This window comes from Paenarthrobacter sp. UW852, from assembly GCF_024608385.1.
GTDB lineage: Bacteria > Actinomycetota > Actinomycetes > Actinomycetales > Micrococcaceae > Arthrobacter.
In genome coordinates this window covers 337,882-359,095 of the sequence record NZ_JAMSGY010000001.1, presented here as the reverse complement: position 1 = coordinate 359,095, position 21,214 = coordinate 337,882, and the positions used below count along the sequence as shown (strand labels likewise).

Annotated in this window: 18 protein-coding genes; 9 read left to right on the top strand and 9 right to left on the bottom strand. The window is 63.3% G+C overall.

What is annotated here, in order from left to right; genetic code table 11:
• Window positions 1-134: 134 nt before the first annotated feature.
• Complete coding sequence (locus NEK97_RS01690) at window positions 135-530, top strand: RNA polymerase-binding protein RbpA (RefSeq protein WP_257368143.1); 396 nt, start codon at window positions 135-137, stop codon at window positions 528-530.
• Here the strand turns inward: NEK97_RS01690 and pgl are convergent.
• The 6 genes from pgl to tkt are packed head-to-tail and all read right to left on the bottom strand — an operon-like array spanning window position 483 to window position 8,706.
• Window positions 483-1,301, bottom strand: a complete 819-nt coding sequence (gene pgl / locus NEK97_RS01685) for a 6-phosphogluconolactonase (RefSeq protein ID WP_257368142.1) — start codon at window positions 1,299-1,301, stop codon at window positions 483-485. The two genes, NEK97_RS01690 and pgl, sit on opposite strands and share 48 nt — an antisense overlap.
• Window positions 1,291-2,232 (bottom strand): glucose-6-phosphate dehydrogenase assembly protein OpcA, encoded by a 942-nt coding sequence (locus NEK97_RS01680; protein ID WP_257368141.1) that lies wholly within the window; start codon window positions 2,230-2,232, stop codon window positions 1,291-1,293. The genes pgl and NEK97_RS01680 overlap by 11 nt, the downstream gene beginning before the upstream one ends.
• Window positions 2,229-3,785, bottom strand: coding sequence for a glucose-6-phosphate dehydrogenase (gene zwf / locus NEK97_RS01675; protein ID WP_235521733.1), 1,557 nt, complete (start codon window positions 3,783-3,785; stop codon window positions 2,229-2,231). Before zwf ends, NEK97_RS01680 begins: the two co-directional genes overlap by 4 nt.
• A gap of 15 nt (window positions 3,786-3,800) precedes the next feature.
• Window positions 3,801-5,432, bottom strand: a complete 1,632-nt coding sequence (locus NEK97_RS01670; RefSeq protein WP_257368140.1) for a glucose-6-phosphate isomerase — start codon at window positions 5,430-5,432, stop codon at window positions 3,801-3,803.
• Window positions 5,433-5,438: 6 nt separating this feature from the next.
• Complete coding sequence (gene tal, locus NEK97_RS01665) at window positions 5,439-6,557, bottom strand: transaldolase (protein WP_257368139.1); 1,119 nt, start codon at window positions 6,555-6,557, stop codon at window positions 5,439-5,441.
• Window positions 6,558-6,588: 31 nt separating this feature from the next.
• Window positions 6,589-8,706 (bottom strand): transketolase, encoded by a 2,118-nt coding sequence (gene tkt / locus NEK97_RS01660; RefSeq protein WP_257368433.1) that lies wholly within the window; start codon window positions 8,704-8,706, stop codon window positions 6,589-6,591.
• A gap of 435 nt (window positions 8,707-9,141) precedes the next feature.
• Here tkt and NEK97_RS01655 point away from each other — a divergent pair, with 435 nt between their 5' ends.
• The 5 genes from NEK97_RS01655 (at window position 9,142) to NEK97_RS01635 (ending at window position 14,770) form a co-directional block, all read left to right on the top strand.
• A complete protein-coding gene (locus tag NEK97_RS01655; RefSeq protein ID WP_257368138.1) occupies window positions 9,142-10,104 on the top strand; it encodes a heme o synthase in 963 nt (320 codons plus the stop codon).
• 267 nt (window positions 10,105-10,371) lie between these two features.
• A complete protein-coding gene (locus NEK97_RS01650) occupies window positions 10,372-10,752 on the top strand; it encodes a peptidase inhibitor family I36 protein (RefSeq protein ID WP_257368137.1) in 381 nt (126 codons plus the stop codon).
• 139 nt (window positions 10,753-10,891) lie between these two features.
• Window positions 10,892-11,665, top strand: coding sequence for a hypothetical protein (locus NEK97_RS01645; protein WP_257368136.1), 774 nt, complete (start codon window positions 10,892-10,894; stop codon window positions 11,663-11,665).
• Window positions 11,652-12,818, top strand: a complete 1,167-nt coding sequence (locus tag NEK97_RS01640; protein ID WP_257368135.1) for a hypothetical protein — start codon at window positions 11,652-11,654, stop codon at window positions 12,816-12,818. Before NEK97_RS01645 ends, NEK97_RS01640 begins: the two co-directional genes overlap by 14 nt.
• Window positions 12,815-14,770, top strand: a complete 1,956-nt coding sequence (locus tag NEK97_RS01635) for an ATP-binding cassette domain-containing protein (RefSeq protein WP_257368134.1) — start codon at window positions 12,815-12,817, stop codon at window positions 14,768-14,770. The genes NEK97_RS01640 and NEK97_RS01635 overlap by 4 nt, the downstream gene beginning before the upstream one ends.
• Here the strand turns inward: NEK97_RS01635 and NEK97_RS01630 are convergent.
• Genes NEK97_RS01630 through NEK97_RS01620 form a run of 3 tightly spaced genes read right to left on the bottom strand, consistent with a single transcriptional unit; the run spans window position 14,767 to window position 17,486 of the window.
• The gene (locus tag NEK97_RS01630) at window positions 14,767-15,711 is read right to left on the bottom strand and encodes a COX15/CtaA family protein (protein ID WP_257368133.1); all 945 of its coding nucleotides are present in this window, start codon (window positions 15,709-15,711) and stop codon (window positions 14,767-14,769) included. The genes NEK97_RS01635 and NEK97_RS01630 overlap by 4 nt on opposite strands.
• A 48-nt stretch (window positions 15,712-15,759) precedes the next feature.
• Entirely contained in the window at window positions 15,760-16,524 is a 765-nt protein-coding gene (locus tag NEK97_RS01625) for an ABC transporter permease (protein ID WP_257368132.1), read from the bottom strand.
• Window positions 16,521-17,486, bottom strand: a complete 966-nt coding sequence (locus NEK97_RS01620; RefSeq protein ID WP_257368131.1) for an ABC transporter ATP-binding protein — start codon at window positions 17,484-17,486, stop codon at window positions 16,521-16,523. The genes NEK97_RS01625 and NEK97_RS01620 overlap by 4 nt, the downstream gene beginning before the upstream one ends.
• Before the next feature lie 110 nt (window positions 17,487-17,596).
• On the opposite strand from NEK97_RS01620, the gene NEK97_RS01615 reads away from it, so the two are divergent.
• From NEK97_RS01615 to sufD, 3 genes are read left to right on the top strand one after another with little or no spacing between them, the layout of a single operon-like run.
• Window positions 17,597-18,418 carry a metalloregulator ArsR/SmtB family transcription factor gene (locus NEK97_RS01615; protein WP_257368130.1) on the top strand — a complete coding sequence of 274 codons (822 nt, stop codon included), beginning with the start codon at window positions 17,597-17,599 and terminating at the stop codon, window positions 18,416-18,418.
• Complete coding sequence (gene sufB / locus NEK97_RS01610; protein ID WP_011774792.1) at window positions 18,418-19,881, top strand: Fe-S cluster assembly protein SufB; 1,464 nt, start codon at window positions 18,418-18,420, stop codon at window positions 19,879-19,881. The genes NEK97_RS01615 and sufB overlap by 1 nt, the downstream gene beginning before the upstream one ends.
• Before the next feature lie 2 nt (window positions 19,882-19,883).
• Complete coding sequence (gene sufD / locus NEK97_RS01605; RefSeq protein WP_257368129.1) at window positions 19,884-21,197, top strand: Fe-S cluster assembly protein SufD; 1,314 nt, start codon at window positions 19,884-19,886, stop codon at window positions 21,195-21,197.
• The last annotated feature ends 17 nt before the right edge of the window (window positions 21,198-21,214 follow it).

Genomic DNA, 21,214 nt, shown 5'->3' with positions numbered 1-21,214 from the left:
GGAGCCTCCCCTTTTTTCTTGATCCGCACCAAACAGCAGTGCCGCCGTCGGGCTCCCCGGATTAGAATTGGCGTGTCGGCCGCAAGGCCTGCAGGGCCGTGACGGCCGACCACCGACTCGCTAGGGGTTCGAAAATGGTTCATGGCACGCCCGGTTACCGGGGCACCCGAGTAGGGGTCGCCCAAGGATCCGCACCAAGAAATCACAGCGACCATGGCGAAGGGCAACAGCTGCCCCGCATCCGCGTGCCGTATTGGTGCGCCAAGGGCCACGAAACGCAACTGGTGTTCCTGAAACTTCCGGAAGAGCAGATACCCAAGTCCTGGGATTGCCCCAAATGCGGCCTGCCTGCTTCCAGGGACCCCAGCCATCCTGCCTCATCGCGGCCGGAGGACGAGATCTTCAAATCGCACTTGGACTACGTTAAAGAGCGACGCTCCAGCCAGGACGCTGAAGTGGTCCTGGCTGGAGCGTTGGAGCGGTTACGCGCCCGCGGGGTCCTTCCGGACAAGTTGCTGGGGGACACGTGACGCTGCGTTCTCGTCGATAAGCCACAGAGTCCTCGACCGGCCCACAGGGCCCGCTGCCGGGACTTGTACCGGGTTGGCGCCGGCAAGGGCCAGCCCAACAGCACCGGCCTTATCCTCACCGGCAACCACCATCCAGATTTCCTGGGCGGTGTTGATGGCTGGAAGAGTCAGCGAGATGCGCGACGACGGCGGCTTCGGCGAGTTCTCTACGCCTACCACCGTGCGGGTCTTCTCCCGGATGCCCGCCTGTTCAGGGAACAGGGACGCCACATGCGCGTCCGGGCCAACGCCGAGAAGAAGGATGTCGAATCGGGGGAGTACGCCCGGGTGCTCCGGCCTGTCATCGGACATGTCTGCTGCGTGTTCCGCTTCTGCGGCAGCCTTAAGCTCATCGGCGTAGGCAGCAGCTGCTTCCTCGGAGGAAGCGAACTGGTCGGTCGAACCGGGTTCGTGGACACGGGCCGGATCCACATCCAGGTGGGACAACAGAGCCTGGTGCGCCTGGCGGGTGTTCCTTTCATCGCTGTCCGCAGAAACGAAACGCTCATCGCCCCACCAGAAGTTGACCTTGGACCAGTCCACCGCGGGAGCCGCAGCCGAGTCGGCCACTGCCTTCAATGTTCCAATGCCAACAGTGCCGCCGGTCAGGACTACCGTGGCTTCACCGTGTTTGTCCTGGACGTCCACGAGCTTGGTGATCAGGCGGGCCGCAATGGCGGCCATCAGCACCTTGGAGTCGGGGTGGATGCTTACTCTTGGCTCAGCGTGCACTGGTCTGGACTCTCCTCTGGCTGGTAAGTGGCAGTCCCATCGTAATCACTTCTCCGAAGACTTCGTCGGGATCGAGTCGACGCAGTTCCTCGGCCAGGCAGTCCTTGAGGCTCCGGCGGGGAAGCGTGATGCGCTGGGCCGGTTGACCGGGCTGGGTCAGTTCCGCCACGGACAGGCCGGGGCGGAACAACTGCACGTCACCGCTGGCACGCGTCAGGCGGACCCGGCGAATGCCAGTGCCTGCCGGATCAGCCACAATCGTGACGGGGGCCTGCAGGGCAAGGCTCAACCACGCAGCGAGCAGCAACGTACTGGGAGAATCCGAGGCACCCTCGACCGCAATGGCCGAAACGGGGTCTCCGTCCACCTGGTCGAAGACAGCGGCCAGTTGCATGCGCCAGTTGGTCAGGCGCGTCCACGCGAGGTCGGTGTCGCCGGCCTTGTACGTGGACCGGATGTTCTCCAGCGCCAGGCGCGGATCGGGTTCGTTGGCCGAATCCGTGATCCGGCGGTGCGCTATGCGGCCGATCGACGTCTCACACGCGCTTTCCGGTGCACCGTGCGGCCACCAGGCAACGATGGGAGCATCCGGAAGCAGCAAAGCGGCAACCAGGGATTCGCTTTCGTGGGCCATATGGCCGTGGCCGCGCAGGACAATGACCTCGGACGCGCCGGCGTCGCCACCGACGCGGATCTGCGCGTCCAGGCGGTCAGGGCCTTCAGCGCCGGCGTCAGCGAGCACGATAATCCGGCAGGGGTGTTCCCGGCTGGCTTCGTTGGCCGCCTCGATGGCTTCCTCTTCCTGCCCGGACTTGGTGACGACCACCAAGGTAAGGACGCGGCCCAGGGCGATCACGCCGCCCTGTTCGCGGAGCGACATGATCTTCTTGGAGATCTTGGAAGTGGTGGTATCGGGAAGATCTACGATCATGGCCTTCTCCAGGTTCGTCCGTCACGTGCCAGCAGGGCGTCGGCCGAGGCCGGCCCCCAACTGCCGGGGGCGTAAGGTTGCGGTTGTTCGTCGAGCCCGGCCCAGTAATCCTCGAACGGGTCGAGGATCTTCCAGGACAGTTCGACTTCCTGGTGCCGGGGGAACAGCGGCGGCTCGCCCAACAGCACGTCCAGGATGAGGCGTTCGTACGCTTCGGGGCTGGACTCCGTGAACGAATGCCCGTACCCGAAGTCCATGGTGACATCGCGGACTTCCATTTGGGTGCCCGGTACCTTTGACCCGAAACGGATCGTGGCGCCCTCATCGGGCTGGACGCGGATCACCACGGCGTTCTGGCCGAAGTCGTCCTCACCGTGGTCACGGAAAAGCAGGTTTGGTGCACGCTTGAACACCACTGCAATCTCGGTGACGCGGCGGCCGAGGCGCTTGCCCGCACGCAGGTAGAACGGAACACCGTTCCAACGGCGGGTGTTGATGTCCACCCGGATCGCAGCGTAGGTCTCGGTCTTGGAGTCGGCGGGGATACCGTCCTCGTCCAGGTATCCGAGGACTTCCTCGCCGCCCTGCCAGCCGCCGGTGAACTGCCCACGCGCCGAATGAGTGGACAGGTCTTCGGGCAGCTTGACGGCGGCGAGGACCTTTTCCTTCTCAGCGCGCAGGTCATCGGCGTTGAAGGAGATGGGTTCTTCCATGGCCGTTAGGGCCAGAAGCTGCAACAGGTGGTTCTGGATGACATCGCGGGCTGCGCCCACGCCGTCGTAGTAGCCTGCACGGCCCCCGGTGCCGATGTCTTCGGCCATGGTGATTTGCACGTGGTCAACGTAGTTGGCGTTCCAGAGCGGCTCGAACAACTGGTTCGCGAAGCGCAGGGCGAGAATGTTCTGCACCGTCTCCTTGCCCAGATAATGGTCGATCCGGAACACGGCGTCCGGCGGGAACACCGATTCGACAATGTCGTTCAACTGACGCGCGGATTCCAGGTCGTGGCCGAAAGGTTTCTCAATGACCACACGACGCCACTGGCCGGGCTTGGCCTGGGCCAAGCCATGCTTGGACAGCTGGCGGCACACCTGTTCAAAAGCCTTGGGCGGGATGGACAGGTAGAAACCATGGTTGCCGCGGGTACCGCGCGTCTCGTCAAGTTCGTCCAGGACGTCGCCAAGGCGCTCGAAAGCGTCGTCGTCGTCGAACTCGCCTTGGACAAAGCGGATACCGGACGCAAGCTGCTCCCAGACCCCTTCATCGAACTTTGTCCGGGCGTTGGCCTTGACGTTTTCCTTCACCTCGGCGGCGAAGTCGGCGTTGTCCCACTCGCGCCGGCCGAAGCCCACCAAAGCGAAGCTGGGAGGCAGCAGGCCACGGTTTGCGAGGTCGTAGACCGCGGGCATGAGTTTCTTACGGGCGAGGTCGCCGGTGACTCCGAAGAACACCAACGACGAAGGCCCGGCGATGCGGTTCAGGCGCCGGTCCCGCGGATCCCGCAAGGGGTTCCGCAGGCCGGCGTTCTTCCTGCCGTTTTCAGTTTCTGGCATGTTGTGTTTTGTGCCTTAGCTTTCGAGTGCGCTGGCCTGGCCGGCAAGCGCAGCGACGACGTCCTGGAGCTGCGCTACACCTGCGGCGCGCTCGGTGAGGTGCAGGCGCAGCACAGGACGGCCGTGTCCTTCAAGGACCTGGGCGTCACCCGATGCCTGCGCGGCGATGAGCTGCCCGAACGTGAACGGGCGCTCCGGGATTTCGAGATCGGTGGAAGCGGCGGCAGTGACCTGCAGGAAAACGCCGATGGCCGGTCCGCCCTTGTGGAACTGGCCGGTGGAATGAAGGAACCGGGGACCCCAGCCAAACGTGACCGGGCGGCCGCTCGCAGCGGCAAGCTCATCCCGGATCCCCTCAAGGGGGGCGTAGGAAATGCGATCCAGGTACGCCTGGACGCTCAGGTAGCCGTCCGCGCCGAGCTGGTCGAGGAGCGCCTGCACGGCTTCGGCCACGGTCGCAGCAGAACCGAGCCAGTCACCACCGCGCACTTCCACCACACCGTCCGTGAAAGCGGCCGGTGTGGGCTCCGGGCGTGCATCAAGCAGGCCGCGGGCGGCCACTTTGGCGGCTTCGACGTCGGGCTGGTCAAAGGGGTTGATGCCCAAAAGACGGCCCGCGACCGCGGTGGCAAACTCCCAGACGAACATCTGGGTAGGCAGTCCGCCGGCGATTGCAACCTCGTTTTCGCGAAGTTCGACGTCGGCGTCGGCACCTACCAGCCGAACCACCAGGACATCCTCGGCTCCGTTGAGGGCCTCCGGGGATTCAGGACCGGCCACGACCGGCAGGAGGCCGGTTCCCAGCTTGCCCGTGGATTCCGCAATGAGCTGTTCAGCCCAGTCGGCAAAGCCAACAATGCCGGAGCCGTCCTCTGCAATGACGATCTTGTTGCGAAGGGGGTTGGTGCCGCCCAGGGCGCTGCCCAAAGCCAGGCCGATGTTGTCTGCCGAGTCCTCGTTGAGGATCTCGGCCGCTTCCTCGGCTTCATCCAGGAACGCCTGGATGTCCACTCCGGCAAGGCCACAAGGAACCAAGCCAAAAGCAGTGAGTGCAGAGAACCGGCCGCCAACGTTGGGATCGGCGTTGAACACCGCCCGGTAGCCTGCCTCGCGGGATGCCTTGTCCAAGGGGGAACCAGGATCGGTGACGATGACGATGCGACTCTTGGCATCGATACCGGCGTCTGTGAACGCCTTCTCGAATACGCGCCGCTGCGAGTCGGTTTCCACGGTGGAGCCCGACTTGGAGGAAACGACGATGGCCGTTTCCTCCAGCCGGTCAGCCAGGGCAGCACCTACCTGTTCGGGGTCGGTGCTGTCCAGCACGGTCAGCTCGACGCCGGCGGTGCCGGCAATAACCTCGGGAGCCAAGGACGAGCCACCCATGCCACAGAGGACAATGCGTGAGACTCCTTCGGCACGGAGGGAATCACGAAGTTCCAGGATGTCCGCGACCAAGGCCTGGGACACTGTGGCGGCTTCTACCCAGCCGAGGCGGATCGCCGACTCGGACTCCGCATCAGGGCCCCACAGTGTGTGGTCCTTGGCGAAAATCCGCGTGGCGATCTTTTCCTCGACCAGGCCGTCGATGTGCTGGGCGATGGCCTGCTGGGCGGCACCGCTGGCGTCGTAGCTGATTGTGCTCATAGTGGGTTAGGAAGCCTTCCGTGCGGTGACGAGTGCGCCTTCGACGTCGGCGAGGAGTTCCTTCCAGGAGCCAACAAACTTCTCGAGGCCTTCGGTCTCCAGGAGGGTGACGACGTCGTTGTAGGAGACTCCCAGTGCTTCGAGGGCGTTGAGGGTCTCGTTCGCTTCGTCGTAGGTCCCCGTGATGGTGTCCCCGGTGACGACACCGTGGTCGAACGTGGCGTCGAGCGTTTTCTCCGGCATGGTGTTGACCACTCCGGCGGCAACGAGCTCGGTGACGTAAAGAGTGTCCGGGTACGCCGGGTCCTTTACGCCTGTGGACGCCCACAGCGGCCGCTGGGGCAGGGCCCCGGCCGCGGCCAGTACTGCCCAGCGCTCAGTGGAGAAGAGCTCTTCGTAGACCTGGTAGGCCAAGCGTGCGTTGGCTACGCCTGCCTTGCCCTTGAGTGCCTTGGCCTCTTCGGTGCCAATGGCGTCGAGGCGCTTGTCGATCTCGGAGTCAACGCGAGAGACGAAGAAGGAAGCCACGGAGTGGATCTTGGAGAGGTCGTGGCCGTTCTCCTTGGCCTGCTCCAGGCCGGACTGGAAAGCGTTGATGACGGCGCGGTAGCGCTCCAGGGAGAAGATCAGGGTCACGTTGACGCTGATTCCCTCGGCCAAGGTTGCCGTGATGGCTTCCAGGCCTTCCAGTGTTGCCGGGATCTTGATGTGGACGTTGTCCTTGTTGACCTTGGCGTAGAGGTTCTTGGCTTCGGCGATGGTTCCCTCGGTGTCCCAGGCGAGGCGGGGATCCACCTCGATGGAGACCCGGCCATCGACACCGTTGGTGGCAGCGGCGATCGGTGCGAACAGATCGCAGGCGTCCGCAACATCCGTTGTGGTGATTTCGAAGATGGTCTCTTCGACGCTGGCGCCGGCAGCGGCCTTGGCGGCGATGGTGGCGTCGTAGTCGGTACCGGCGGTGATGGCGGCGTGGAAGATGGACGGGTTGGTTGTCACGCCAACCACGTTCTTCTCGTCGATCAACTTCTGCAGGGTGCCGGTCTCAAGGCGTGTACGGGAGAGGTCATCGAGCCAGATCGAAACGCCGGCGTCGGAGAGTTGCTGGGTGGGAGTAGTAGACATGTGTATTTCTCCTGTTTTGGGGTTCAGACTGTTACGCGTTGGTGTCCGCGAGGGAGTCTTTGGCTGCGGCGGCAACGGCTTCGGCGGTGATGCCGAACTCGTTGAAGAGCCGCTTGTAGTCGGCGGAGGCGCCGAAGTGTTCCAGGGAGATGGAACGGCCGGCGTCGCCGACGAATTCCTTCCAACCCAGGGCCAGGCCGGCCTCAACGGAAACGCGGGCCTTTACGGACGCGGGAAGGACAGACTCGCGGTAGGCCTCGTCCTGCTTGTTGAACCATTCAACGCAGGGCATGGAAACCACGCGGGCAGCGATGCCTTCGGCCTGGAGGGCTTCGCGGGCAGCGACCGCGAGCTGGACCTCTGAACCGGTGCCGATCAGGATCACCTGCGGGTCGACCGTCTCGCCGTCCTTGGAGGCTTCGGCCAGGACGTAGCCACCCTTGGCAACACCTGCGGTGGAACCGAAGGTGTCACCGGCAGCCTCGCCTTCGCCGCGGGCGTAGGTGGGGATGTTCTGGCGGGTGAGCACGATGCCGGCAGGGTTTTCGTGGTTCTCCAGCATGGCCTTCCATGCGGCAGAGACCTCGTTGGCGTCGCCGGGGCGGACAACGTCCAGGCCCGGGATGGCGCGCAGTGACGCGAGCTGCTCGACAGGCTGGTGGGTAGGTCCGTCTTCGCCCAGGCCGATGGAATCGTGGGTCCAGACGTACAGGGACGGAACACCCATGAGTGCGCCGAGGCGGATGGCCGGGCGCTGGTAGTCGCTGAAGATCAGGAACGTGCCGGAGAATGCCCGGGTGCGGCCGTGCAGGGAGATACCGTTCACGATCGACGCGGCAGCGTGCTCACGGATACCGAAGTGCAGGACACGTCCGTACGGGTTGCCCTTCCAGGCGTCCGTGGAACGCGACGTCGGGATGAACGACGGCGAATCTTCGATCGTGGTGTTGTTGGACTCGGCGAGGTCGGCGGAGCCGCCCCAGAGTTCGGGAAGGACCGGGCCAATGGCGTTCAGGACCTTGCCGGAGGCGGCACGGGTGGATACATCCTTGCCGGCTTCGAACACCGGAAGTGCGGCGTCAATGCCAACGGGAAGCTTCTTGGCTTCAACGCGCTCAAGCAGGGCAGCAGCGTCCGGGTTGGCGGCCTGCCATGCCTCGAACGAGGTCTGCCAGGCAGCACGCGACTCAGCGCCGCGGTCCAGGACCTTGCGGGCGTGGGCCAGGACTTCTTCGTCAACGTCGAAGGACTTGGCCGGGTCGAAACCGAGCACCGTCTTGAGCGCTGCGACTTCCTCGGCGCCCAGTGCGGAGCCGTGGATCTTGCCGGTGTTCTGCTTCTTCGGGGCCGGGTAGCCGATGATGGTGCGCAGCGAAATGATGGACGGCTTGTTCGTTTCAGCCTTCGCAGCCTGCAGGGCCGAGTACAGTTCCTGGACGTCTTCGACGTAGTCGCCGGTCTTGGTCCAGTCCACGCGCTGGGTGTGCCAGCCGTAGGCTTCGTAGCGCTTGAGGACGTCCTCGGTGAAGGCGATGTCGGTGTCGTCTTCGATGGAGATGTGGTTCTCGTCGTAGATCACTACGAGGTTGCCCAGTTCCTGGTGCCCGGCCAGCGAGGACGCCTCGGACGTGACACCTTCCTGCAGGTCGCCGTCGGATGCGATCACCCAGATGGTGTGGTCGAACGGCGATTCGCCGGCGGGAGCATCGGCGTCGAACAGGCCGCGCTGGCGGCGCTGCGAGTAAGCGAACCCAACGGCGGATGCGAGGCCCTGGCCGAGCGGGCCGGTGGTGATCTCCACACCGGCGGTGTGCTTGTACTCGGGGTGGCCCGGGGTCAGCGAACCCCAGGTACGCAGTGCCTCAAGGTCCTTCAACTCCAAGCCATAGCCGGAGAGGAAAAGCTGGATGTAGAGCGTCAGCGATGTGTGGCCGGGGGACAGGACGAAACGGTCACGGCCGATCCAGTCCGGGTTCTTCGGGTCGTGGCGCATCAGCTTCTGGAACAGCAGGTACGCTGCCGGAGCCAAGCTCATTGCCGTACCAGGGTGGCCATTGCCGACCTTCTCCACGGCGTCGGCGGCCAACACGCGAACGGTGTCAACAGCCTTCTTGTCCAGATCGGTCCATGACAGTTCTTGCTCTTCCAAATGTGGCACGAAAACCGAGCCCCTCTCTGTGCTGACGGCAGGCGTACGGACAGCACGCAGGAAGCACAGGATGGCGCCCGCTGCAATGTGTCTACCAGCCGTTCACCATTGAAACGTTGATCTCTCATCCAGACGCACGGATATCCGAGAATACGGTTTCCCGGATGCTCAACGTGTGCTGATCTGCTCACCAGCTTAGCCCCAAACGTGTCATGGAACTCAGGGAATCCCAATAACTGGACAGAAATTCCCTTATATGAATCACGATGGCCCGGCGCGGGAGTGAAGATTCGGAAACATTGACGAATTTTGCGGACATTGGGCCACTTCCGGCCACGGTATGATATTTGGAGGCCACCAGCGGTTCATGCGCCCGTGTTTGCTTTCGAAAACCGGGACGGCAGCCGCTGCGAGAACCCCAGAGCATAGAACAGAGTGACTGCCGCCGTGAGCACAACTGATACGCCCGTCAACGCGTCCCCGGCCCGGGGAAGCATTGGAATGTCCCGTAAATTCAAGGCGTATCTGGCTCTGACCAAACCCCGTGTCATCGAACTCCTGCTGGTCAGCACGCTGCCCACCATGATCTTTGCGCAGCGGGGATTCCCTTCCATCGGGCTGATCCTGGCAACTTTGGTCGGTGGCGCATTCGCTGCCGGCAGTGCGGGCGTTTTCAACTGCTACATCGACCGCGACATTGACAAACTGATGCACCGCACGGAGAAGCGTCCGCTGGTTACCGGTGAAGTGACTCCGCGGGAGGCACTGGTCTTCGCCTGGATCCTTGGTGCCGCTTCCATCGCGATCCTTTGGTTCGGCGCGAACCCGTTGTCCGCATGGCTTGGCCTGGGGGCAATTGTCTTCTACGTGGTGATCTACACCATGATCCTCAAGCGCCGAACAGCCCAGAACATCGTGTGGGGCGGCGCCGCCGGTTGCTTCCCGGTCCTCATCGCCTGGGCCGCTGTGACCAACACCGTTGAGTGGCCGGCGATTGTCCTCTTCATGGTGATTTTCCTCTGGACGCCTCCGCACTACTGGCCGTTGTCCATGCGCTACGGCGAGGATTACCGCAACGCCAACGTACCCATGCTCGGAGCAATCGCCGGAGCCAAAGTGGTTTCGGTGCAGGTCGTCCTCTATGCCTGGGCCATGGTTGCCTGCTCGCTCCTCATGGTTCCTGTTGGCGGTGCCGGCTGGGTTTACACCATCGTCGCGGTTGCTGCCGGCGCCTGGTTCCTCTACGAGAGCCACGCCCTCTACAAGCGTGCACAGGGCGGCGACGTCTCCAACAAGGGCGCCATGAAGGTCTTCCACGGCTCCATCAGCTACCTGACACTGCTGTTCATCGCGCTGGCAGTCGATCCCTTCATTGGTTCACCGCTTATCGGCGGCTAAGCCGACTCTTCAGTTACCCCAACGCAAAGGCACGACGCCGCCACTTACCCGGGTGCGGCGTCGTGCCTTTTGCTTTCACCCACCGCACCGCGCCTGCCCGCACCACCTACACGGCTTCCTTCAGCACCTAGTTCAGGGCTCCGTGCACTCATTTTCTGCGCAAACAACACCTAGTTGGGCTGGATGGCGACTAGGTGTCGCAATACACCCCCTACCGTTCGAAGCGGAACAAAGCTGTTCCATTTCCGACGAAGACTTGGGGAAGCGATGAAGAAGCCATTGCGTACTGCCGGAGTGATGACCATTGCAGGGGCTTCGGTCCTGACGGGCGTTTCCGCCGCCCAGGCCGCACCGGCTTGCTCCACGGCAAGGGTCTGCCTCTACGACGACTATTGGTTTACGGGAACGCAGCGAACCTTCGGCTGGGTGACCTCCAACGTCGGAACGGCAGCCAACGACAAGGCAAGTTCCCTGGTGGTAGGGCCAGCGGCCGATCCGGCTTCTCCGTATGTCTATTTCTACGTTGATGACAACTTCTCGGGATACAGCATCATCTTCCGGGGCGGGAACGCCATGAACGACCTGAGGGGCAGTGCCATGGTGGCCGGCAGGAACTGGGACGACGAAATCACGAGTGTCTGGGGCTGACCGATTGCGCAATGCAACGACCCTGCCTCAAGCCGTATGCGGCGCTGTGACGATGCTGGTGGTTTCAGGCATCGTCACAGCCTGTTCGCCCGTGGACCACGTCCCGCCCGCGCCAACGTCAACGCCGAGCCTTCCTGTTGTGAATCGCGCAGCAGGAGCAGGTGCGCGGGCGGTCCTCAATGACGCCACTGGAGAGGTAGCGCTCCCGATGAGTGCCTACTGGTACTCCGACCGGGAGAATATCCTGGTCAATTCCGCGGTGGCATTCCTTGTCTACGACTGCGTCGAGCACGCCGGATACACCGTGGCACCATGGGGCGGCGACGGGAAAGGACTTCAAGACCGCCGTTACGGGCAGTGGTCCAAGATGCTGGCCGCTAAGAACGGTCAAAAGCCCGAGATCCGTAAGATCCCCGGCGTGATGCCGGAACAGCCGGCCAGACCTGCCTTGAGCCCGGAGCATCAGCGGGCAGAAACCACGTGCATGAACGCTGTAGGACGGGCCGGGTTTCCGGAGCTCCTTGAGGGGCTGGCCGGTGACCTGTCTGTCCAGCAACAGATAACTCAAAATGCTGTCGGGCTCACAGAGCGTGATGCTGAGTACGTCGAATATCGCGAGGCCTGGCAGCGATGCCTCGCCTCGAAAGGATTGAAGCTCAGGGCCGGTGATACCTGGACCGTCGAGTCGAGCGGGTCAACGGAGGATGAAATCCGCGTTGCACTGCTTGACGTTGAATGCAAGGAATCCAGCGGGGGCGCACGCAAGCCGTACGACATCTTTGCGCAGTACCAGGCAGCCCAAATGAAGGATCACCAGGCAGAACTGAACGCTTTGGCGGAACAAAAGAGCGCTGCGGTGGAGAGGGCCAGGCAAGTCCTCCGCGATCATGGCGTGGCTGATGCCCGACTCTGAGACGGCACTCAGCCGCCGTGCCATGACGCGCGTGCCACGATGGTGGTTGCTTCTGTCCTGTGTCGCGCTGGTGGTCGCAGGCTTGGTCGCAGCTTACTGGGCCGGATCGGCTGCAGCGGCGTCCGCGGGGCCACACTACGAGCCCCCTGCGGAGATTCCCGTCTCTGCAACTGTCCAGAAGCGGGCGGTGAACCAGCAGGCCATCCTTACCGGCAGGGTGGTCGCCGGGGCAACGTCCGCTGTCCGGGCCAGCCTGCCTGAGGGTACAGACAGGCTGATTCTCACATCAACGCCGAAAGCGGCAGGGGACAGCGTAGCTCCCGGGGAACTGCTCGCCGTCGTATCCGGCCGCCCCCTCCTGATGATCCAGGCCAGCGTGCCGCTATACCGCGACATCAAGCCCGGCGATGCGGGCATGGACGTCCAAGCGCTGCAGCGGGCCTTGGTCGGGCTCGGTCTTGCTGTGAAAATCAGTGGCATCTTTGATCAGCCCACGCAAAGCGCCTTGAAGACCTGGTACGGCAACGCAGGCTTCGAGGCCCCTTCACCGCTGGAATCTGTTTCCGCGGCCACGAACGGCGGCGGCAAAACCTTGGAAGCTTCGACCGTCATGTTTTCCTGGCGGGAATTTGTGCAGGTTCCTGGTGACACAGGCAGGATCGCCTCCATGGCCGCCGTCGGAACGCTGCTGCCGGAGGATGGTGTCGTGGCCCATATTGCCATTGCTGAGGACACGATCGTGGCGAGGGCGAATCTTCTTCAAGCCAAGGATTTCGCAGTGGGCGCGCCGGCCACCGTCAGGGCAGGCTCCGCAAGCATGGATTCCTCGGTAGCCGCGGTCAGTGCCTTCGTAGAAGGAGATGAGAGCAAGAACGAAGTCCCGGGAGTGGACATCACCCTGCCCATACCCGCCGGAGCCCAGGGACTCAGTCCTGAACAGTCTGTGACCGTGACCTCGGGAAGTGTTCCTCCTGAATCGCTGGCGGTACCGCTTATCGCGATCCGACAGGAGAACGGCATAGCATACGTCCAGCTCAGCGGCCCTGATGGCCCACGCCGGATCGACGTGACCGTTACGGCACAAGCCGACGGTTGGGCCGCCATAGACGACGGCGGCGGCCTCGCCGTGGGAGATTCGGTCCTGCTGCCATGAGCGAAGGAGAACATCAGCTACAGCGGCACGACGGAAGGCCGCTCCTTTCCCTGCGAAATGTGGGCCGTGCATTCCCGGGCGCCAAAGTCCTGCAGGAGGTGGACCTCGATGTCCACCCAGGTGAATTCCTTGCGATCGTGGGCCCATCGGGTTCCGGAAAATCCACGCTCCTGAACATCCTTGGACTCCTTGATACCCCCAGTTCAGGCACCTATCTCCTCCACGGCGAGGACATTGCGGCAGTCCGGACCAAGCAGCGGGCCGAGCTGCGAGGGAGAGTCTTTGGTTTCGTCTTCCAGGAGTCGAACATGGTGGGCCGGGACTCAACGGCCCGTAACGCAGTACTTGGACTCAGGGCGCGGGGCATTGCTCCGAAGACACAGGCACAGCTGCTGGTGCCGGCCTTGCGCAGGTTCGGGTTGGAGCACCGCAGGAACACACCGGCTTCCATGCTCTCCGGCGGCGAACGTCAACGCCTTGCCATGGCGAGGGCCGTCATTGGAGCTCCCGAGGTGGTGTTGGCTGATGAACCCACGGGCAGTCTCGACTCTGCCAATGGGCAGATCGTTGTGGACCACCTCCGAGAGCTTCATCGGTCCGGCACGACCGTCATCCTGGTCACGCACGATCCGGGCCTTGCTGCCTCGGCGGACAGGATCGTGACCATGCAGGATGGCTGGATCGTCGGTGATACCGGCAGTTGCGAACCAGCAAGGACCGCTGCAGGCACGGATCCTGCCCCGGCCGGCCACCGGCCCGGTCTGGTGAGGCGCCGTCGTCATGAAATCGTCGACCTTACGGCGGATGCACTCTCAGCGCTGACACTTCGCCCTGCCAAAGCCCTCCTCCTGGTTCTGGCGTTCCTGTTGGGAAGTGGTGGTCTTGGGGCGGCCGTAGGACTCAGTGAAAGCGCCGCCATCAAGGTTTCGACCCGCCTGGACGTCGAAGCCCACGACGAGGTCAAAGTCTCCAGGAAAACCGGGTATTCATCCTGGGAAGCGGTGCGGAGCGACGTGTCGTCGGTGCTGGCGTTACCGGGGGTGGTTGACGCTGGTGTGGTGGCAGACCTTCCAGCCAGCGAGGTGCAGCCATCGACGTTCCGTCCGGGGTCCCTGCCGGCACCGGATGCTTTCAACGGTGCCGTCCGTGTGGCGGATTCCGCCTATCTGCGGACACAAGGAGTAGCTGTCCGGTACGGTGACACAGCGTTGCTTGACCAATCGTTCGGAAGGCCCGTGGCCCTCATTGGCCTGGATGCTGCCCGTCAACTGGGCGTCGGAAGGCCAGGACCCGGCGTCGTGCTCTGGCTGTATGGCCAACCCGTGCCCGTGGTGGGACTCATCGAAGAACCGGGCCGCGATCCTGTGCTCTCGGGTGCCGTGGTGGTGGGCGTTGGTTCCTACCCCATGACGTCGAAAATGGCAGCGCAGGTGGTGGTGCGTACCCAGCCCGGAGCGCCTGCTGCCATAGCTGAAGCGCTGCCGAAAGCCCTGGATCCCGCAGCGACAGATACTGTCGACGTACAGACCGTGGCCGACCTGAGGGACCTCAAGCACGGCATCAACACGGACCTCGGACGACTGGTGGCGATAGTTTCGGTGATCCTGCTTGCCATCGCCAGCCTCAGCGCAGGAACAACGATGTACGTGGGCGTTCTTGCAAGGTCGGCCGAGATTGCCCTCAGGCTCGCCCTGGGGATGCGGAGAAGCACCGTAGCGGCCATGTTCCTGGTGGAGGGGGCAGTAGTGGGCGTCCTCGGGGGTGCTGCAGGGGCAACCGTTGGTATCTTCGCGGCGTTGGCCTATGCCTCCAGCGAAGGTTGGGTGCCGATCCTCCCCGATTACACGGCAAGCTGGGGAATCCTGGCCGGACTGCTCAGCGGAATTCTCTCTGCGGTCTACCCTGCAGTGATCGCCTCACGGGCCAACCCGGCCCAATTGATCCGAAGCTAGCGCACCGGGCTGGACGTCGCAATGTCGGCAGCATTGGTGGCGGCGCTCATCAGGACGGCCGCACCGAACATGTGCGCACCCACAAGCAGGGCCGGAATACCGTTGTAGTACTGCGTGAAGCCGATCACGGCCTGGAGCAGTGTCACCCCGAGCAGCAAGTACGCTGCAGTGCGGAAAAGCCCCCGTATGCGGTGGCGGATTACCAGGTAGATGGCGAAGAGGGTGCCGCCGGTAATGAGGTACGCAGGCACGGCGTGGATATGCGAGAAAAGATCCCAGTCAAGGTCGTTGCGTGGCGCGTCTGCGTCGCCGGCGTGCGGCCCGGCACCTGTGACCACGACGCCCAGCATGACGGAGAGAGCAGAGAACACAGCAACGGCAAGCATGAGCGGACGGGCTACGCTTGGCAGCGCCGGCAAGGTGCGGTTCATGAAACGGCCCGTCCGGCCGTATGCCCGGTTCACCAGGAGTGTCGCAAAGACAACCAGTGCCATGGACACCAGGAAGTGCAGACCCACCACCCAGGGGTTAAGCCCGGACAGGACAGTGACTCCGCCGATGATGGCCTGCGCCGGGATGCTTGCCAGCAGGCCCAACGCCAAAAGGAAGAGATCGCGCCGTTCCTTGCGGAGGTTCCACAAGTACACCAACATGAGCGCGGCGACGGCCGCGAGGGCGAATGTCAGGAGTCGGTTGCCGAACTCGATGAATCCGTGAACTCCCATTTCAGGAGTGTTCACCAGCGAGTCGCTGGTGCACCGCGGCCATGTGGGGCAACCCAGGCCGGAGGCAGTGAGGCGGACAGCGCCGCCGGTGACAACCAGGACGGTCTGCCCGATAAGCGAGAACAGGGCCAGACGGCGGACAGTCGTGTTGACCTCGGTCGGCAACTTGGACGTCAGGCGCTGGACGGTTTTCGGAAGGCGCGAAGCCGTGCTCACAGTTTTCTCACTTCTCAGTTCTGCTTGGTTGGTTGATTCCGGGCCGGGTCAGTTCCACTTGAACCAGCGGATGGCGGCGGCACCGGCCAGTACCGTCCACAGGAGGAGGACCAGGACGGCGGGCAGGGCGACTGTACCGTGCAGGAACGCTTCCCGCATGGCCTCTCCCAACGCTCCGGATGGAAGGTAATGCACAATGCTTTGCACCAGGGCGGGGAGGCGTTGGGCCGGTACGACGATTCCACCCAGGGCGCCGAAGAGTATCCACACCAGGTTGGTGATGGCCAGGGTAGCCTCCGGGCGAACTGTGCCGGCCACCAGCAGACCCAATGCAGTGAAGGACGCAGCGCCAAGTACCAGCAAGCCAAGTCCAGGAAGCCAGGCTTCGGGCCTGGGCTGCCACCCCAGGAAGCCCGCAACGGCCCCCACCACCAGGACCTGGAGTACCAGGACCACCAGGACTGCCAGGACCTTTCCGGCAATCAACCCGGTTCGGCCGAGGGGAGTGGTGGACAGGAAACGGAGGACGCCGTATCGGCGGTCAAAGCCCGTTGCGATGCCCTGGCCGGTGAAGGCCGTGGACATGGCGCATAGGGCCAGGATTCCTGGAGTGGCAACATCTACCCGGGAACCGCCAAGGCCGTCGAGCAAGGGGGTAACAACCAGTCCCACCAGCGCCATTAGCGGCAGGACGATCGCGAGGATGAGTTGCTCCCCGTTGCGGAGCATGGTGATGGTTTCGTAGCGCCCTTGCTGCATGATCCTGCGGGGCAACGACGCCGGCCCGGCGTTGGGTGTAAGCAGTTTGCTCATCGGACGTCCCTTCCGGAGATGTCAAGGAACACGTCTTCCAGGCTGCGGGCTTCCAAGCGCAGCGAGGCAGGCATGATGTTCCGCTCTGCCCACCAGGCCGTCAAGGCAGCGAGGTCCTTGGGAGTGAGTTCCCCGGTTACCGAGTAACTGCCCGACCGGCTCTCGCTGACCCGCAACGCCCCGCCAAGGACGCCTGTGAAGTCCAGGCCGGCGGGAGCGTCGAAGTACAGGGTCCGCTCAGCAATGCTGGCCTCAGTGCCGTGGTCGTGCCGGAGGAGATCGGCAACAGTACCCTCCACGACGTTATGGCCGCCGTCGATGATGTAGACATAATCCGCAAGGCGTTCGGCGTCGTCCATGAGGTGCGTCGTCAGGACGATCCCCATACCGGCGTCGCGAAGTTCCGCAATCAGGTCGAAGACCACCTGCCGCGACTGCGGATCCAGACCCGCGCTTGGCTCATCCAGGAACAGGATCTCCGGATTTCCCACCAAAGCCGCTGCCAACGCCAGTCGCTGCTTTTGGCCGCCGGAGAGCCGACGCACGGTGGTGCGGCTGAACTGGTCGATTCCGAGGCGCTGCACCAGTGCGTCGATGTCCATGGGGTTTTGGTACATGCCGGCAATGTGCCGCAGCAACGCGATGGGACGGGCCGACGGCGGCAGGCCACCATCCTGGAGCATCACGCCTACGCGGGACCTCAGCTGGGCCCCCGCTGTATCCGGGTCCTCACCGAGCAGGGAAATACTGCCACCGGTCCGCCTCTGCAGGCCCTGGGCACACTCAAGCGTGGTGGTCTTGCCGGCACCATTGGCCCCAAGCAGGGCAGTCACCTGACCGCGCTCAGCCGACAGGGACAGCCCGCTGACTACCCGGAGCATCTTGCCGTCAAGGGAGGCCAGGGGGCCTACATCCTTAATTAGTCCGTCTATGGTGAGGACAGGGGAATCGGGTGATCGCACCAGAGTATTCTACGGGAAGTAGTACGGTCACACTTGGCGGGCAGGCGTAGGTCAGTCTTGCCTTACTGGATGCATGAAACAAATTACGACATGATTGTGTTGTGTATTCCATGAGCAGTCCAGTTTCCATGCCCCTAAAGCGGCATGCTGCAGCAGCAGGGGCACCCGTTGCCGCGCCTGCGTTGCCGGACGCGGATGACCGCACCCGTGACCGTGTCCTCAGCGCCGTGCTTGAGAACGGACCCGTGAGTGCCGCCGAGCTCGGCGACCTCCTCGGTTTTACCCCCGCCGCTGTTCGCAGGCACCTTGACCACTTGGAACGCTCCGGCGTCATCGAGGTCAAGCGGGTAGCGAAGGCCGGGTCAGGCGCCGGCCGCCCCGCACGCCGGTACGTGCTCAGCTCCCAAGGACAGTCCAAGCTCGGCGACGACTACCTGAACATCGCCAGTTCCGCGCTCCGGCGCCTCCAGGAGCTGGCCGGTGAAGACGCGGTCCGCGAGTACGCAGAAGAGCGCTTCTCGGATATGGAACGCCGGTACGCCCCGGAAGTGGAAGCAGCAGGGGACGACATCACAGCCCGGGCCCTGGCTTTGTCAACGGCCCTGAGCCGCGACGGATTTGTTGCCTCAGCACATTCCATCGAAGCCAAGGCACCCCTGCCGGCGGCATTGTCCAGCGTGCAACTCTGCCAGGGACATTGCCCCATCCAGCGCCTCGCTGCTGAATTCCCCGTTTTTTGCGACACCGAAACCAAGGTCTTTTCCCGTCTGGTCGGCGTCGACGTCCGGCGGCTGTCTACGCTCGCGCAGGGCGGACATGTTTGCACTACCCACATACCTACCGGGCGCTTGGCTGCCACGGTGCCTACAGGTGCCGAAGAGCAGTCCGTGAGTCCGTACCAGGAATCAAACAACCAGCAAGAAAGGCCGTGATGACGGACCAAATAGCAGAGAAAGCGGTAGCCGACGGCACTGTGATCTCGGAGATTCTGGAGAAGAATCCCGAACTGCACGGTATCGGAAACTACGAGTACGGCTGGGCCGACAAGAACGACGTAGGCGCCAACGCCCGTCGTGGCCTCAACGAGGAGGTCGTCCGCGACATCTCCTCGAAGAAGAACGAGCCCGAATGGATGCTCGATCTGCGCCTTAAAGGCCTGAAGTACTTCGACCGTAAGCCCATGCCCACCTGGGGTGCAGACCTCTCCGGCATCGACTTCGACAACATCAAGTACTTTGTGCGTTCCACCGAGAAGCAGGCGGCAACGTGGGAAGACCTTCCGGAAGACATCCGGAACACCTACGAGAAGCTCGGCATCCCCGAAGCTGAGCGCAGCCGCTTGGTATCCGGTGTCGCGGCACAGTACGAATCCGAGGTCGTGTACCACCAGATCCGTGAGGACCTGGAAGCCCAGGGCGTCATCTTCCTGGACACCGACACCGCGCTGCGCGAGCACCCGGAGATCTTCCAGGAGTACTTCGGAACCATCATCCCCGTGGGCGACAACAAGTTCGCTTCGCTGAACACGGCCGTGTGGTCCGGCGGTTCCTTCGTGTACGTGCCCAAGGGCGTTCACGTGGACATCCCGCTGCAGGCCTACTTCCGCATCAACACGGAAAACATGGGCCAGTTCGAGCGCACGCTCATCATCGCCGATGAAGACTCCTACGTTCACTACATCGAAGGTTGCACGGCGCCGATCTACACCTCGGATTCCCTGCACTCGGCTGTCGTGGAGATCATCGTGAAGAAGGGCGCCCGCGTCCGCTACACGACCATCCAGAACTGGTCCACCAACGTGTACAACCTGGTCACCAAGCGCGCCATCTGCGAAGAGGGCGCCACCATGGAGTGGATCGATGGCAACATCGGTTCCAAGGTGACCATGAAGTACCCGGCCGTCTACCTCGTTGGCGAGCACGCCAAGGGTGAGACGCTGTCGATCGCCTTCGCAGGCGAGGGCCAGCACCAGGACACCGGGTCCAAGATGGTTCACATCGCTCCGAACACCAAGAGCTCCATCATTTCCAAGTCCGTGGCCCGCGGTGGCGGCCGTGCAGCTTACCGCGGCCTGGTCCAGGTCCGCGAGGGCGCCAAGCACTCGGCCAACACGGTCCGTTGCGATGCCCTCCTGGTGGACACGATTTCCCGCTCGGATACGTACCCGTACATCGACATCCGCGAGGATGACGTTGTCATGGGCCACGAGGCCACCGTTTCCCGCGTCAGCGAAGAGCAGCTCTTCTATCTGATGTCCCGCGGCATGCCCGAAGACGAGGCCATGGCCATGATCGTGCGCGGCTTTATTGAGCCGATCGCCCGTGAACTCCCCATGGAGTACGCCCTTGAGCTGAACCGCTTGATTGAACTGCAGATGGAAGGGTCCGTCGGTTAACAATGACTGATATCACAACAGAAAAGGCGCGCATCGGCGCGCCCTCGGCCCAGCCGTTTATCAACGGCTTCACCGAGGAAGGCGAGAACCTTTCGCCCGTCAACACCGGAACGAACACCAGCACGACGTCGGAGCAGCCTTCCGCTGGTCCGCTCGGCGGCGCTTCGGCCAAGAGCCACTCGCATGGTGGCGGCGTGGGCATCCCCGACAGCTCCCGTGCAGGCCGTCTCACCTCATACAAGCTGGCTGACTTCAAGCCGTTGAACGGCCTTGAGGAAGACTGGCGCTTCACCCCGCTGAAGCGCCTGCGCGGCCTCCACACCGAGGTGCTCAACGGTGCAGCTCCCACTGTCAGCGTCACGGCGCCTGCCGGCGTCGTTGTTGAGACCGTGGGCCGCGATGACAAGCGCATTGGCCAGGCAGCCATCCCGGAGGACCTCGTGTCCGCCAATGCGTGGGAAAACTTTGCCGAAGCAACGGTTGTCACTGTCCCCGCCGAACTGCAGGCCGAAAGCGAAGTTTCGGTCCTGGTCACAGGCGCCGGAGAGGCACCGTCAGCCCAGCACATCGTGATTGTGGCGGAGCGCTTCTCCAAGGCTGTCGTTGTCCTTGACCACCAGGGCACTGCCGTGGTGTCCGAGAACGTCGAGATCATCGTCGAAGACGGTGCTGAACTGACAGTGATCTCACTCCAGGAATGGGCTGACACCGCTGTCCACGCGTCATCGCAGCAGGCGAAAATCGGCCGCGATGCCAAGTTCAAGCACATCGTGGTCAGCCTTGGCGGCGACCTCGTGCGTGTCACGCCGTCCACCCGCTTCACCGCACCTGGCGCCGACGTCGAGATGTTCGGTCTCTACTTCGCCGATGCCGGGCAGCACCTGGAGCAGCGCCTGTTCGTTGACCACGCCGTGGCCAACTGCAAGTCGAGGGTCCTCTACAAGGGCGCGCTGCAGGGTCGGAATGCCCACAGCGTGTGGGTCGGCGACGTCCTCATCCGCAAGGAAGCAGAAGGCACTGACACCTACGAGGCCAACCGCAACCTGGTCCTCACCGATGGCGCCCGCGCAGACTCCGTGCCAAACCTGGAAATCGAAACCGGTTTGATCGAGGGGGCCGGCCACGCCAGCGCCACCGGCCGTTTCGATGACGAGCACTTGTTCTACCTGATGGCCCGTGGCATTCCCGAAAAGGTTGCCCGCCGCCTGGTGGTCCGGGGCTTCCTCAACGAGATCATCCAGCAGATCAAGGTCCCGGCAATCGAAGAGCGCCTGACCGCGGCTGTTGAGCGCGAACTCGCCGCGACCGACAACTAAGACAGGCCAGGCAGGAC

Bases quoted from the DNA above. Each gene is read 5' to 3' on its own strand.
- tal (WP_257368139.1), bottom strand. From the start codon at position 6,557: ATGTCTACTACTCCCACCCAGCAACTCTCCGACGCCGGCGTTTCGATC.
- NEK97_RS01625 (WP_257368132.1), bottom strand. From the start codon at position 16,524: ATGAGCAAACTGCTTACACCCAACGCCGGGCCGGCGTCGTTGCCCCGC.
- NEK97_RS01670 (WP_257368140.1), bottom strand. From the start codon at position 5,432: ATGAGCACAATCAGCTACGACGCCAGCGGTGCCGCCCAGCAGGCCATC.
- NEK97_RS01640 (WP_257368135.1), top strand. From the start codon at position 11,652: ATGCCCGACTCTGAGACGGCACTCAGCCGCCGTGCCATGACGCGCGTG.
- NEK97_RS01680 (WP_257368141.1), bottom strand. From the start codon at position 2,232: ATGATCGTAGATCTTCCCGATACCACCACTTCCAAGATCTCCAAGAAG.
- NEK97_RS01650 (WP_257368137.1), top strand. From the start codon at position 10,372: ATGAAGAAGCCATTGCGTACTGCCGGAGTGATGACCATTGCAGGGGCT.
- NEK97_RS01615 (WP_257368130.1), top strand. From the start codon at position 17,597: ATGAGCAGTCCAGTTTCCATGCCCCTAAAGCGGCATGCTGCAGCAGCA.
- NEK97_RS01635 (WP_257368134.1), top strand. From the start codon at position 12,815: ATGAGCGAAGGAGAACATCAGCTACAGCGGCACGACGGAAGGCCGCTC.
- zwf (WP_235521733.1), bottom strand. From the start codon at position 3,785: ATGCCAGAAACTGAAAACGGCAGGAAGAACGCCGGCCTGCGGAACCCC.
- NEK97_RS01690 (WP_257368143.1), top strand. From the start codon at position 135: ATGGTTCATGGCACGCCCGGTTACCGGGGCACCCGAGTAGGGGTCGCC.
- sufB (WP_011774792.1), top strand. From the start codon at position 18,418: ATGACGGACCAAATAGCAGAGAAAGCGGTAGCCGACGGCACTGTGATC.
- sufD (WP_257368129.1), top strand. From the start codon at position 19,884: ATGACTGATATCACAACAGAAAAGGCGCGCATCGGCGCGCCCTCGGCC.